Source organism: Marinobacter sp. UBA2498, assembly GCF_002341575.1.
GTDB classification, from domain to species: domain Bacteria; phylum Pseudomonadota; class Gammaproteobacteria; order Pseudomonadales; family Oleiphilaceae; genus Marinobacter; species Marinobacter manganoxydans.
The window spans coordinates 1-13,764 of the sequence record NZ_DDOI01000070.1; the positions used below are offsets into that span (position 1 = coordinate 1).

Consider the following 13,764-nt stretch of genomic DNA (forward strand, 5'->3'; position numbering starts at 1 on the left):
TCGCGCCCTGCTTCGGGAAGGCTGGGATGTTCTTGACTGGAACTTCCGCTCTTGTGGCGGGGTTATGAATCGGCAACCGAGGTTCTATCACAGCGGCGCCACCGAGGATCTCGGCCTGGTGGTCAACCACGGGTTGTCAGGTGCTTACGACACCCTGTTTCTTTCCGGGTTCAGCATGGGGGGCAATTTGACGCTGCTTTATCTGGGCGAACAGGGCGAGCGTGTTGATAGCCGGATCTGCGGAGCCGTTGCCTATTCGGTTCCCTGCGACCTGGCCGGCAGCGCAGATATGCTGGCGTTGCCCAGCAGGAAGATCTACATGCAGCGCTTTCTCCGGGATCTGAAGGTAAAAATGGAGGAAAAGGCGGAGAGGTTTCCGGACCTGATTGATATTTCGGGGTTTGATGCCATTCGCAGCTTTCATGAGTTTGATGACCGCTACACCGCGCCTCTGCACGGTTTCCGCAATGCCCGGGATTACTGGGCCCAGTGTTCAGCATTGGGGCGAATGCGAGATATCCGCGTGCCGGCGCTGATGGTGAATGCCGCTGACGACCCATTTCTGTCGGCGCGCTGTTTTCCGGAATCCCGGCGGGAGCTGGGCGCTCATGTGCGCCTCGAAGCTCCTCGTTGGGGCGGCCACGTCGGGTTTGTCGAGCATTCGAAAGATGGCTTTTATTGGTCAGAGCGCCGTGCGCTGGCATTCCTCCAGGGATTGACCTGAACCATCTTTATTGCAGGATCGGTTTGAGCACCGGCCAGACATTCTCCAGCAGTTTGCCCTGGGCTTCCTCGGTCGGGTGAATCCCGTCGTCCTGCATCAACCCGGCCTGGTTGTAGATGCCGTCGAGGAAAAAGGGAACCAACGCGGTGTCGTATCGGTCAGACAGCTTCGGATAGATTTCGGCAAACATCTCTGTGTAGCGCTGTCCGTAGTTGGGCGGTATCTGCATGCCCACCAGTACGGCGCGAGCACCCGAGGTCTGCACCTTTTCGATCATGGAGGCGAGATTGGATTCGATTACGTTGGGGGGGAAGCCGCGAAGGCCATCATTGCCACCCAATTCAATGACCACGACGTCGGGCTCGTTCTCCTCAAGGAGATCAGGCAGCCGGCGGGCACCGCCATCCGTGGTTTCTCCGCTGATGCTGGCATTGACCACTTCCCAGTCGCTCAACCCTTTGCTCTCGAGCCGGTTTCTCAGCAACTGCACCCAGGCAGTTTCGGAGGGCACTCCATAGGCCGCACTGAGGCTGTCACCTACGATGAGCAGCGTGTTTTGACTGGCCACTGCCGGCAGCGCCAGCACGGCAAACACGAGAAAAAGAATTGATCTGACGTACACCAATGCCGTATGCATAGACAACCAATACACCTTTAAGCCGTTTTCGAGACCCAGGATCGGGAGATTCCGTGAATCAGATGACCAATGTTAACCCGGATAGCCAGAGCCCAATGTTACGGGTAGATAACCTCACCCACCGCGTCAGTGTTGAAACCGATACGCTCACGATCTTGCAAGGGGTCACTCTCGAAATCAATCGGGGAGAATCCGTAGCCATTGTCGGGCGCTCCGGTTCTGGTAAAACCACTCTGTTGGGTTTGCTGGCGGGTCTTGATACGCCCAGCGAGGGGACGGTGGAGCTGGACGGCTCGGTGATCAGCAAGCTCAGCGAGGATGAGCGGGCAAAACTCCGCGCACACCGGGTTGGTTTTGTATTCCAGTCTTTCCAGCTTTTGCCGGCGCTAACCGCGCTCGAGAACGTTATGTTGCCGCTGGAACTTGCCGGCATGGCGTCGCCGGAGAAGAGGGCCCGTGAGCTACTGGAACGGGTTGGGCTTGGCGAACGGCTGACCCACACACCCAGACAGCTCTCCGGTGGTGAGCAGCAGCGGGTTGCCATCGCGCGGGCATTTGCGTCTGAGCCGCTGATCCTGTTCGCTGACGAGCCGACGGGTAACCTGGATAACCGCACCGGTCAGGCAGTGTCTGATCTCTTGATGGCGTTGAACCGGGAGCAGGGCACAACGCTGGTGATGGTAACCCACGATGAACACCTGGCGGCTCGCTGCAATCGGCAGTTCCATATTGAAGCCGGCGTTCTGAGCGAACCGGAAGCAGCCCAGGAGATGGCGCACTGATGGCTGCTGCAAAAAAACTCATGTCGGTTCGCCGGGACTGGCGGGAACGGGATGTTCGCGTCGTTCTGGCCGCTCTCATCATCGCCGTTGCCACTGTCGCCACCATTGCCCTGTTTGCCAGTCAGCTTCAACGCACCCTGGTTTCTTCAGCCAGCTCGTTCCTGGCAGCGGATCGCCAGCTTGAGGCAGAGAATGGCCGACCGATTCCGGACGCCTGGCTTCAGGAAGCCGCCGATCAGGGCCTGAAAACCGGTCGAATGGTGGAATTCTCCACCATGGTGTTCGGTGACGAGAATTTCCAGCTGGTGTCAGTCAAGGCCGTGAGCAATGAATATCCGCTTCGTGGCGATATCGAAATCCAGCGGAACCCGACAGGTACCCGGGAGCTGGTAAATCAGGGGCCCGGGCCAGGAGAGGTCTGGATCAACCCGCGCTTGCTCAGGCTGCTGGATCTCGAAGTCGGCGAGTCGCTTGAAGTTGGTAATCTGAATCTTACCGTGTCCGGCCTGCTCATCCGGGAGCCGGACGGCGGTTTCCGGCTGTCGGCACTGGCCCCCCGCGTGATGATGCATGTGGATGATGTGGCCGCCACCGGGGTCATCCAGGAGGGCAGCCGGGTTGAATACGTCTACCTGTTTGCCGGTGATGAAGCTGCGCTGGAATCGTACTACCAATGGTTGGAACCCAGACTCGAACCCAGTCATGAATGGGCGGGTGTCCGGGATGGCGAGACCTTCTCGCGCTCACTCGAGCGAGCCGAGCGATTCCTGCTGTTGGGTGGCAGTCTTGCAGTCCTGCTTGCCGCCGTGGCCGTGGCTGTGGCGAGTCGTCAGTATGCCCTTTCCCAGCGCGATACCGTGGCACTTCTGAAAACGCTGGGGCTCAGCGGTGCGGGTATTGGCGGTCTGTACCTCAAGCGCCTCGCGCTCTGGGGTGTCACCGGGATCGTGGGCGGACTGCTGGTCGCGATGCCGCTGTACTGGTTGCTGATTCACATGCTGAGCCAGGTGCTTGAGCGCCCGGTGGAATTTCAGCTCGATCCGTCTGCATTGGTGCCCGCCTTGCTGACGGCACTGGTCTCTCTGTTTGCGTTTGCCTATCCTCCCGTTCGCAGGCTTCGCAATGTTCCGGCGATGCGTGTACTGCGCAGCCAGCCCGGTGAAACCGGGCGCGAGGCCCTGCCGGATATGATAATTGCCATTGTGGCGGTTTTCGGGCTTGTGTGGATGTATGCGGGCGAACTTGCCCTGGTGGTTTCCCTTCTGGGGGGGCTTGCGTTGCTGCTCGGGGCACTTGGCCTGGTGGGTTGGCTGTTGGTTGCAACACTGCGCAAGGTTCGCGGCGGTGGTAACGCCTGGCGTTTGGCCCTGGTGGGGCTGTACCGGCATCGCCGGGCCAGTCTTTCCCAGATTGCCGTATTTGCGATGACGTTGATGCTGGCGGCCACGCTGATATTGGTGCGTACCTCTTTGTTGACAGACTGGCAGGCCCAGTTGCCGGATGACGCGCCCAATCATTTCCTGATCAATATTGCACCGGAAGCGGTCGAGGACGTCGATTCGTTCTGGCAGGAGCGTGGCCAGCCACTGGACAAACTTTACCCGATGGTTCGAGGACGCTTGACCGAACTCAATGGTCAGCCAGTCAAGGAAACGGTCAGCAAGGATGAGAATGTTAATGCTCTCAACCGTGAACTGAACCTGACCTGGATGTCGGCCTTGCCGGACGACAACGAGATAGTCGAGGGCGCCTGGTTTGGTGAAAACCAGAAGGAAGGTGTCTCGGTGGAAGCGGAGCTGGCCGGAAAGCTGGGACTGTCACTGGGCGACGAACTGACGTTCACCATTGGCTCGGAAAAGGTGACAGAAGCCGTCACCAGTATTCGGACGGTCCAGTGGGACAGCATGAAGCCCAATTTCTACATGGCGTTCCCGCCGGAGGGCGGGCTCACCGAGATGCCCGCGACCTGGATTACCAGTTTTTACCTGCCCAAGGACAAGAAAGATGCCCTGAACGAATTTTCCCGGCAGTTCCCGACGGTTTCCGTTCTGGAAATTGATCATGTGATCGAGCGGATCCAGGAGATCGTCCGTCAGGTAACCCAGGCGATTGAAGCCATTCTGGCGTTGATCCTTGCCGCCGCGCTGGTGGTGATGGCTGCAGTCGTCAGTGCGACGCTTCAGGATCGACAGCGGGAAGGCGCGCTGCTGCGAACACTTGGCGGGCGCCAGAGGTTGCTGGTTCGCAGCACCATGCTCGAATTTGCGTTGCTGGGTGGTTTTGCGGGTGTGCTTGGAGTGGTTGCCGCCGAAGCGGCAGTCTGGGCGCTTCAATTCAGGATGTTCGAGGGCACGTTCCAGTGGCACTGGCACGTGGTGCTGCCGATTCCAATCGTAAGCGCCGTTGTTCTTGCCCTGTTCGGCCGCTGGCAGCTACGGCCGGTGTTGAGTGTATCGCCGATGCTGTTGTTGCGACGCCTTGAGTAGCACCGGGCGGCTTCAGCGGTAGTTGGCGAGAATGGCATCCAGCTCGCCATTCGCCTTCATCTTCGCCAGTTCTTCGTTGAACTGGCTGGCAAAGGGCTGCCAGTCTTTACGCAGCATCAGTCGGAACCCGTAATTGCTGATGCCTTCGCTGCTGATGTCGAAATGCTGCCGCAGACCCTCGTTTCTGAGAATCCACTTTCCGACGAGCCGGTCGGCGACCGCGGCGTCGAAACGGTCACCGTGCAGTACAAAGGTGAACATGTCCTTGTCTCTGGCAACATCAAAGCGGCGAATCCGACCTTCCTCGAAGTAGGGCTCAAGCAGCGGATAACGGTAGCCGAGGTGGGTGACAATGGTTTTGGAGATCAGATCGTCCGGGCTCTCGTAGTAAAAGCTGGATTGTGCTGGTACAAAAAACACTTCCTCGATGTCGACTATCGCATCGGTAAACAGGAATTTCTCCGGGTCGTCCGCCCACTCTTGAGCCCTTGGTGTGGCATCGATGTATCCATCAAGCAGCATCTGATCTACACGTTTACGGGGGATTTGCTCAGCGATTACCCGGTATCCAAGCCTCTGGGCTACCTCGGACACCACATCCCACATGATTCCTGATGGTTGGCTCTGGTCACCGATGAGATAGGGTGGGTAACCATTGGGGGAAATATTGAAGCGGAAAACCTTTTGTTCGCCAGAGGCATCCTGTGAGGCAAAAACTGGCGAGGAAAGTGCAGTCAGTACAAGAAGAAGGACGCCAAGAGTGGCATTAACAGGGCGGGGATATCGGTTTTGCATGTGGTGGGGCTCTCTACGGAACAGTACTGTAGGTGGATAATGAACCCGGCTATCATCCCTGCCAGAATTGGCTAATTCTCCTCTCTTGCTTGATCAATTTCAATGATGTGAAGTCTATCTTCACACAAGGCAAACGCCGGGGGCCAGGCAGGGCCCCCGGCGAAACAGTCACGCCCAGGCGCGGCGCAGAACCGAGCGGGCATCCTCCAGCGTTACTTCCTTCGGATTAAACATTATGGAACCATCATCCAACGCCATTTCAGCGATGTGGTCCAGCTGTGCCTCGGTTACCTTACCGGTTTCCTTGAGTGTCCGGGGCAGCTGGCAGCGCTTGTACAAAGCATCCCGCAACTTCCGGATCGCGGAAATACTGGCCTCTGCCCGTCGGCTTGCCGGTGTTGCTGCAAAGACTTTGGGGCCCTCGAGATACAGTAAAAGTTCACCCAGGGGTTCCCGGATGGTTTCAAGGTTGTACTCCAGGGCGTAGGGCAGGTAAAGACTCATGCAGAGGCCGTGGGGCAGGTGGCAGACGGCGCCGGTGGCGTGCCCCAGGGCATGCACCAGACCCACCATGGAGTTGGAGAAGGCGATGCCGGCCATGGTCGAGGCTTGCGCCAGCTCCAGTCGTCCGTCGCTGTCTTTCGGGTTGTCCATGACCTGAAGGAGTGACTGGCTGATTTTCTTGATAGCCGCGGTCGCGTAGGCGTCACTCAATGGGTTTTTCGCCATGCAGGTGAACGCTTCGGTTGCGTGGGTCATGGCGTCCATGGCTGTGGCGGCAGTAATGTGCGGCGGCAGGGTGAGGGTCATGCGCGGGTCAATGATGGCCGCGTTTGGCAGCAGGAACGACGACGTGAAGGGCAGCTTGACGCCCTTGGCTTCATCGGTGATGACCGCAACCGATGTAACTTCCGAACCGGTCCCGGCTGTTGTCGGCACCACGAAGAAGGGCTTGAGCGGATGCTTGAGCACACCGGCACCGCTGTACTTGGCGATATCGTCACCACCCTCGGAAACCAGGATGTTGACGGCCTTGCCGGTATCGATCGCCGAACCGCCGCCCACGGCGATGATGGAGTCGCACTTTTCCTGACGATAGATGCCGGCGATATCGCGTACCACCGTGGTCGAGGAGTCAGGCGGAACGTCATCATAGATGGTGGTTATTTCCAGCCCGCTTTCCTCGCAAGCTGCGATCACGGGTTCCAGGAGGCCCGCAGCCCGCACGCCCTTGTCGGTTACGATCATTGGCCGTTTGGCAGCCATTCCGGTCAGCTCGTAAGGGATGTGTTCAAGGGCGGCCTTGCCGGCAATGACTTTTACCGGGCAGAAGAACTCATAGTATTTATTGGTCATCACGCTCTCACTGTCTCAACGAAATTGGTGGCAACTTTCAGGTAAATGCGCGCGGCGCTGATCAGCTTTTCCGGCAGGTGGAGGTCGGCCGGGTATTCCTTCACGGCGCGCTCGGCGACCATTTTCGGCAGGATGAAGGACTCAAGCCGGTTCAGTACCCGCGTCATCCGCACGGCATAGCTGATGTCGCCATCCACCAGCATGCGGTCATTGGCGAAAGCCACTGATGTTTTTTCCTGGAAAGACAGCACCAGGAAAGCGTGGGCGATGTGCTTGAACTGAATCGACAGGTCGATCGGCCGTGGGGCCTTGTCACCGTGGTAACGGAAACGCCCCTGGCCGGTATGCTCGACGATCAGCTTTGAGCCATCCGGCATCACCATCATCTCAAACAGGAAACCGTCAGGTAGTGCCCGGGCTTCGTTCTGAACCTTCTCGTCCACCTCGCTCACAGCCTGCAGGGCTCGCCCCATCACCTGGAACATCAGTTCCACGTACAGTCGGCGCGCCTGGAAGACCATGGGCTGGATACGTTTCGCTAGCATGTCCGTCATCCAATCGTTGTTGATGTCATCTGATTTTTAGAGTTATTGCTCTAAAAGTCAATGGAGGCGATGACAGAAGATGTGCGTCAGACCGGCAATCTTGATCCCGGGCAATAAAAAGGCCGGAATCCCTCGGGACACCGGCCTTCTAAAGTCTACGATTCCGGCGGCAATTATTGCGTGAGTGCCGCCAGTTTACGTTTGGCCTCTTCAGCTACGTCCCCACCGGCTTCGGCGGCCTTGCTGTAATAGGCAATGGCTTCATTCCGGTTATTCTGTTTTACCGCAACATCGCCCAGTCGAAGGAAGGCAATGGAAGTGGGGACGGTTTCATTGGCTTTGGTCAGATTCTCCCTGGCCTTGTCCAGATTGTTGAGCCTCAGAGCATTCAGGCCATTGTAAAGGCGATACTTGAACATCTCGGGGTAGAGCTCCACCGCCTTTTCAAAGTCGGCCGCGGCCTTCTCTGTTTCCTTCTGGTCCTGATAAATGCGGCCGCGAAGGGCATAGAACATGGCTTCCCGTGGCAGCAGACGGATGGCTTCGTTGATCTTGTCCAGCGCGGGCTTCATCTCGCCTTTGGAGGCCAGCTCCATGGCCTTGTCATGGGCATCGTAAGCCGGTTGCAGCGAACGGAGTTTGGCCATCTTGCGTTCATAGACGTCCTCACCGCGGTAGCCGCCCGCGCCAACCTTCTGCACCAATTCGCGGTTCTCCTGCACGCGTCTCGCTGAGGGCGGGTGGGTTGCGAACAGGCCATCAATGAAACTGGACTGACGCCCTTCGGATAGTTTCAGAAACAGCTCCTGAAGCTCTACCGCCGCCTGTGGGTCATAGCCGGCTTCTTTCATGTAGATAATGCCGTAGTGGTCGGATTCGAGTTCATCGCCCTGGCTGTATTGCGCCAGCGCAAGTTGCGCCCCAAGGGCAGCACCACCCATGATCAGACCGGCCCATTCGTTGTCAGACAGGGCAAAACCAAGTCCGGCAACGCCGGCGCTAATCAGCATTCCCTGCTGCATGCGCTGAACACTGTGCCGGGCTGCCGCATGAACAATCTCGTGCCCCAGAACCGAGGCAAGTTGAGCCTCGTCGTCAAGCTCTGTCAGCAGGCCACGGTTAATGGCGATCTTGCCTCCGGGAAGGGCCCAGGCATTGGGCACACTGCTGTTCAGAACCACGAATTCGTAGGGCAGGTCCGGTCTGTCACTGACCCTGGCCATTTTCTGGCCAACCTCGCTCACATAGAGCGTCAGCTCCGGGTCCACATAAAACCGACCGCCCTGGGTTTGCTGGGTGGGCACGTACTGCTCGGCGCCCATGGCGAGCTCCTGGCTTTCACCGATCAGCGAAAGCTGATTTTCCCCGGTAACCGGATTGACCGAGCAGCCGCTGAGTGTCAGTGCCAGCGCAATGGCTACCAGGCTGTTTTTGATGGCAGACAGGTTCACAGTAAGCTCCTTTTTGGATGATGCGATGTCGGGTTCGTTCAAAACAGTTGCCCGCTTCCTGAATGGGCAGTTTATAGCACATGATCGGCCATCAGTGGATTACCGCAACCTGCCCGGCGGTGGTGACGAGCAGGCCCTTGGCGTATCATAAGCGTCTGTTCCCGCTCTGTTTCACCAACTTCGCACCCAAGGCAACCCATGAGTAATTTACTCGAACTGATCGCTTTGCTCTGGTTCCTCGTCTGCTGGCTGGGTTATACCGAATACTCGAAACGCCGTGCCGCGGACCGTCCCTGCCTGTCCAACACCCTCGACCTTTACCGGGAGGACTGGATGCGCGTCATGTTGCGGCGGGAAAACCGGATTGCCGATGCGTCTGTGGTCGGAAACCTGGAGCGCAACGGTGCGTTTTTCGCCTCCAGCTGCCTGCTGATTCTCGCGGGTATTATCACCGCCCTCGGCTACACCCAGGAAGTCATGGAAGTATTCAGTACCATGCCCTTCGGCACATTGCCGACCCGGGAAATCTGGGAACTTCGCATGGTGGTGCTGTTGGTGGTCTTTATCTACGCCTTTTTCAAATTCACCTGGTCCATGCGGATGTACAACTTTGTGTCGGTGATGGTGGGCAGTGCCCCTCCGCCAGACGACACCAAAACCAGCCCCGCTGGCAGGGAGGCGTTTGCACGAAGTGCCGGCAACATCTGCAATCTTGCCGGCGATGCCTTTAACCTTGGGCTGCGGTCCTACTATTACGCACTTGCCGTGGTAGGCTGGTTTATTCACCCGATTGTCTTCATGGCGGCGTCCACGCTGGTTGTTGTCGTTCTCTATCGACGCGAGTTCTGTTCGACGGCACTGGAAGCATTGAGGGCAGGGAAGGTCTTCGAGGAGCCGCTGCCCGGCAAGGCGGAAAACAGCCCAAAACCTAAAAGCTGATCCACAGGTTGAATCTGAATGAACGATGATATCCGACGGAAACGGGTTAGCCGTTTTATAGCCACCCTCAACCAGGCCAACGAGCTTGGTCTGTCGGTTACCGAGGCCACAAAAGGCAGCCTGACACTGTGCCTGCCCTACAGTGACCGCATTATCGGTAACCCGGACACCGGGGTGATTCACGGTGGGGCCATCACCACACTGATGGATACCACGTCAGGGTGCGTGATCCTTTGTGCCCTGGAAGATTTTGAACTCTGCCCGACGCTGGACCTGCGCGTGGACTACATGCGCCCGGCCCAGCCCCGCAAGCCGGTTTATGCCCGGGCTGAAACCTACCGGGTAACCCGGAACATTATTTTTACCCGCTGTGAGGCGTTCCAGGAAGGCGGTGAAACCATCGCCAACTGCGTGGCCACCTTCATGCGTATCGGGAAGGATGCCAGCCCGAAACATTACCGGGACCTGATTACCGGGGGTGAAGAATGACCGATCCTGAAATCCTGCGTTACACCCAGGAGACCGGTGACTTCAGCCGCATGCTCAGCAGCATTCCCTATGCCACCTGGATTGGTCTTCAGTGTGAGCAGTTTGGAGACGACCTGATTTTCCGTCTGCCCTGCAAAGACTCCAACCTGGGTAATCCCATCCTGCCGGCCATCCACGGGGGCGTGATCGGTGGCTTCATGGAGATGTCCGCCAACATCTACCTGATCATGTCCCAGGAAAGTCTGCGCATGCCCCGTATCGTCGATTTTTCCCTGGATTATCTCCGCGCCGGCCTCAACCGGGAAACCTACGCCGAATGCCGTCTGACCCGCCAGGGCAACCGCGTTGCCAACGTGATGGTCAGCGCCTGGCAGAAATCCCGCTCGCAACCCATTGCGACTGCCAGGGCGCACTTCCTCCTCGAAGACTGATCTTGCCTATACTCCGGGGCTTGAAATGCCCCGGTGTGCCCCCACTTTTTGCTCAGACTGAGATTTTTGTGCAGGAGCGAGCACGGAGGCCGTTCCGAAACACGCTGTGAATACGTCCATGTACGCTCGGCTCCGCCATCCATGGCTCCGCACGGTTTCGGAACGGCCTCCGCGCTCACTCTCAAAACTATGAGGTAACTCGGGCACAACGCCGTGCCTGTTTATTCGTTTCAGGAGACTAAAACGCCATGACGGTTGAAGCCAATAAAGAAACGCTTGGATTCCAGACCGAAGTGAAGCAACTGCTTCACCTGATGATTCACTCGTTGTATTCCAACAAGGAAATCTTCCTTCGTGAGCTGATTTCCAACGCTTCAGATGCCGAAGACAAACTGCGTTTCGCAGCGCTGAAGGACGACAGCCTGTATGAAAGCGATCCTGAGCTGAAGATTCGCCTGGATTTTGACGAAGAGGCGAATACCGTCACGCTCACCGACAACGGTATCGGTATGACCCGTGACGATGTTATCCAGAATCTTGGCACCATTGCCCGTTCCGGTACGGCTGAATTCCTCCAGCAGTTGTCCGGCGATGAGAAGAAGGACAGCAAGCTGATCGGTCAGTTCGGTGTTGGGTTCTATTCGGCGTTTATTGTGGCCGACAAGGTGGATGTATTCACTCGTCGTGCGGGTGCGCCTGCAGAAGAGGGTGTGCATTGGGAATCCAAGGGCGACGGTGAGTTTTCCATCGAGCAGGTCAATCTGGATAACCGCGGCACCCAGATCGTCCTGCATCTGAAGCCAGACGCCAAGGAATTCGCCAACGGCTGGAAGCTGCGCAGTCTGGTGAAGAAGTACTCGGATCATATTTCCTTCCCGGTTGTCATGAAGGCTGAATCCGACGAAGGTGAGAAGAAGGACGAGTACGAAACCGTTAACGATGCGACAGCGCTATGGACACTCCCCCGTACCGAGATCAAGGACGAGGAGTACAAGGAGTTCTACAAGCACATCGCCCACGATTTTGAAGACCCGCTCACCTGGTCCCACAACAAGGTGGAAGGCAAGCTGGATTACACCAGCCTGCTGTATATCCCGGCCCGTGCACCGTTTGATCTGTACAACCGTGAAGCGCCCCGTGGCCTGAAACTTTACGTGCAGCGCGTGTTCATCATGGACGACGCCGAACAGTTCCTGCCGCTGTACCTGCGTTTTGCCAAGGGTGTGATTGATTCCAACGATCTGTCCCTCAATGTGTCACGTGAGATCCTGCAGAACGACAGCACCGTGGAAAGCATCCGCACCGCGCTCACCAAGCGGGTCCTGGATATGCTGTCCAAGCTGGCCAAGAAGGATCCCGAGCAGTATCAGAAGTTCTGGGGCGAGTTTGGCACGGTATTGAAAGAAGGCCCGGCGGAAGATTTCAGCAACCGCGAGAAAATTGCCGGCCTGCTGCGCTTCGCCTCTACCCACACCGGTGAAAGCACACAGAACGTGTCGCTGGATGACTACATCAGCCGGATGAAGGAAGGGCAGAAGAAGCTTTATTACATCACTGCCGACAACTTCACTGCGGCCAAGAGCAGCCCGCATCTGGAAGTCTTCCGCAAAAAGGGCATTGAGGTGCTGATCCTTACAGATCGCATCGACGAGTGGATGATGGGTTACCTCAGCGAATACGACGGCAAGCAGTTGCAGGATGTTGCCCGTGGCGACCTGGATCTGGGCGAGGTCGAGACCGAGGAAGACAAGAAACACAAGGAAGAGGCGGCTGAAGAGCACAAGGACCTGCTGGAGCGCATCAAGAATGCCCTGAGCGACCGGGTGCAGGAGGTGCGTGTAACCAACCGCCTGACCGATTCACCGGCCTGTCTGGTGGTGGGCGATTTCGATATGGGCGCCCAGATGAAGAAGATCATGGAAGCTGCCGGCCAGAAAGTACCGGACAGCAAACCGATCTTCGAGATCAATGTTGATCATCCGCTGGTCCAGCGACTCGAAAGCGAGAAGGGCGAAGAGCGGTTCAATGAGCTCTCAGCGGTTATCCTGGACCAGGCCACCCTGGCCAGCGGAGAGCAACTCCCGGACCCCGGTGCCTATGTCACCCGTCTGAACCGCCTGCTGCTTGAACTGGCGAACTGATCGCCGATGCAGCAGATTATTGTGGATATCAGCATCAGCCCTGATGAGTGGATCAAGCTCTATCAGGGCGTTGCCACGGATGTTCACACCACGGCCCGGGACGGACGCTCTGTCCGATTCCCGGCCCGTATCCTCTCCCGTTTTTATCTTCGCGATGGCATTCGCGGCAGTTTCCGCATCGTCTTTGACGACGCCGGCAAGTTTTCATCCATTGAACGGCTCTGACATCAGAGCTCCATTCATAAATAAAAACTCTCACAAATTTATTTTTAATTAATTGTATTTCGCCATCGGTCCCGCGCTACGGTGGAGTTGTTCTCGTTAGGCAGGAGCAGATCCATGTCCAATGTAATGTCACTCAGTCGTTCAATCGCATGGCCGGACTTTTTAGACATTCTGGCGAGATATTCAAGTGATTACGCTTGTGCCCAGTAAGGCAGAGAACCCGCAAATATTGCGGGAAATCCTATAGGCGCACGCTATCCGGGACATAAGAAATACTCAGAGCAGATTATTGGGTGTGTCCTATAGTTAGAAGTGCCTGAATCAAAGCAGTGTCGTTTTGCCAACCCCAATGAGGAGAGAAAAATGACAGACAACAACAGTGCGGGCGGAAAGTGTCCCGTAATGCACGGTTCAAACACTCAGGAAAAAGCCGACGTAGCTGGCTGGTGGCCTGAGAACCTCAATCTCGACATCCTTCATCAGCACGACCGCAAAACCAATCCTCTCGGTGAAGACTTCGACTACCGGGAAGAAGTGAAAAAGCTTGATCACGAAGCCCTCGAAAAAGACATGCACGAGCTGATGACCAACAGTCAGGAATGGTGGCCTGCCGATTGGGGGCATTACGGCGGCCTGATGATTCGACTGGCGTGGCACGCCGCTGGAACCTATCGCCTGGCCGACGGTCGTGGTGGTGCCGGCACCGGTAACCAGCGGTTCGCTCCGCTGAACTCCTGGCCCGACAACGGCAACCTCGACAAGG

Annotated in this window: 13 protein-coding genes and 1 pseudogene; 9 read left to right on the forward strand and 5 right to left on the reverse strand. The window is 57.2% G+C overall.

What is annotated here, in order from left to right; genetic code table 11:
• Positions 1-724 (forward strand): YheT family hydrolase (locus tag B2W52_RS09985; RefSeq protein ID WP_286802823.1); only part of this gene is annotated, 724 nt, incomplete at its 5' end.
• Positions 725-731: 7 nt separating this feature from the next.
• Here B2W52_RS09985 and B2W52_RS09990 read toward each other — a convergent pair.
• Complete coding sequence (locus tag B2W52_RS09990) at positions 732-1,361, reverse strand: arylesterase (protein ID WP_008172029.1); 630 nt, start codon at positions 1,359-1,361, stop codon at positions 732-734.
• A 62-nt stretch (positions 1,362-1,423) separates the two neighbouring features.
• Between B2W52_RS09990 and B2W52_RS09995 the strand changes: the two genes are divergently transcribed.
• Both B2W52_RS09995 and B2W52_RS10000 read left to right on the forward strand, forming a co-directional pair.
• A complete protein-coding gene (locus B2W52_RS09995) occupies positions 1,424-2,143 on the forward strand; it encodes an ABC transporter ATP-binding protein (RefSeq protein WP_008172027.1) in 720 nt (239 codons plus the stop codon).
• Entirely contained in the window at positions 2,143-4,629 is a 2,487-nt protein-coding gene (locus B2W52_RS10000; protein ID WP_053114962.1) for an ABC transporter permease, read from the forward strand. The genes B2W52_RS09995 and B2W52_RS10000 overlap by 1 nt, the downstream gene beginning before the upstream one ends.
• 12 nt (positions 4,630-4,641) lie before the next feature.
• Here B2W52_RS10000 and B2W52_RS10005 read toward each other — a convergent pair whose 3' ends face one another.
• From B2W52_RS10005 to B2W52_RS10020, 4 genes are all read right to left on the reverse strand, one after another.
• On the reverse strand, positions 4,642-5,424 hold the full coding sequence (locus B2W52_RS10005) for a substrate-binding periplasmic protein (RefSeq protein WP_053114963.1): 783 nt from the start codon (positions 5,422-5,424) through the stop codon (positions 4,642-4,644).
• A 168-nt stretch (positions 5,425-5,592) separates the two neighbouring features.
• Positions 5,593-6,780 (reverse strand): iron-containing alcohol dehydrogenase, encoded by a 1,188-nt coding sequence (locus B2W52_RS10010; protein WP_053114964.1) that lies wholly within the window; start codon positions 6,778-6,780, stop codon positions 5,593-5,595.
• On the reverse strand, positions 6,780-7,325 hold the full coding sequence (locus B2W52_RS10015; protein ID WP_008172020.1) for a hypothetical protein: 546 nt from the start codon (positions 7,323-7,325) through the stop codon (positions 6,780-6,782). The genes B2W52_RS10010 and B2W52_RS10015 overlap by 1 nt, the downstream gene beginning before the upstream one ends.
• A 173-nt stretch (positions 7,326-7,498) precedes the next feature.
• Positions 7,499-8,776 carry a M48 family metalloprotease gene (locus B2W52_RS10020; protein ID WP_104271489.1) on the reverse strand — a complete coding sequence of 426 codons (1,278 nt, stop codon included), beginning with the start codon at positions 8,774-8,776 and terminating at the stop codon, positions 7,499-7,501.
• Positions 8,777-8,974: 198 nt separating this feature from the next.
• Here B2W52_RS10020 and B2W52_RS10025 point away from each other — a divergent pair, with 198 nt between their 5' ends.
• The 6 genes and pseudogenes from B2W52_RS10025 to B2W52_RS10050 form a co-directional block, all read left to right on the forward strand.
• Complete coding sequence (locus B2W52_RS10025) at positions 8,975-9,715, forward strand: DUF599 domain-containing protein (RefSeq protein ID WP_008172012.1); 741 nt, start codon at positions 8,975-8,977, stop codon at positions 9,713-9,715.
• An 18-nt stretch (positions 9,716-9,733) separates the two neighbouring features.
• Positions 9,734-10,204 carry a PaaI family thioesterase gene (locus tag B2W52_RS10030; protein ID WP_008172010.1) on the forward strand — a complete coding sequence of 157 codons (471 nt, stop codon included), beginning with the start codon at positions 9,734-9,736 and terminating at the stop codon, positions 10,202-10,204.
• Entirely contained in the window at positions 10,201-10,635 is a 435-nt protein-coding gene (locus B2W52_RS10035) for a PaaI family thioesterase (RefSeq protein WP_008172009.1), read from the forward strand. Before B2W52_RS10030 ends, B2W52_RS10035 begins: the two co-directional genes overlap by 4 nt.
• A 248-nt stretch (positions 10,636-10,883) precedes the next feature.
• The gene (gene htpG, locus B2W52_RS10040; protein WP_008172006.1) at positions 10,884-12,776 is read left to right on the forward strand and encodes a molecular chaperone HtpG; all 1,893 of its coding nucleotides are present in this window, start codon (positions 10,884-10,886) and stop codon (positions 12,774-12,776) included.
• Positions 12,777-12,782: 6 nt separating this feature from the next.
• Complete coding sequence (locus tag B2W52_RS10045) at positions 12,783-13,001, forward strand: DUF2835 domain-containing protein (RefSeq protein ID WP_008172004.1); 219 nt, start codon at positions 12,783-12,785, stop codon at positions 12,999-13,001.
• Positions 13,002-13,364: 363 nt separating this feature from the next.
• Positions 13,365-13,764, forward strand: a pseudogene (locus B2W52_RS10050) (catalase-peroxidase); the annotation flags it as partial.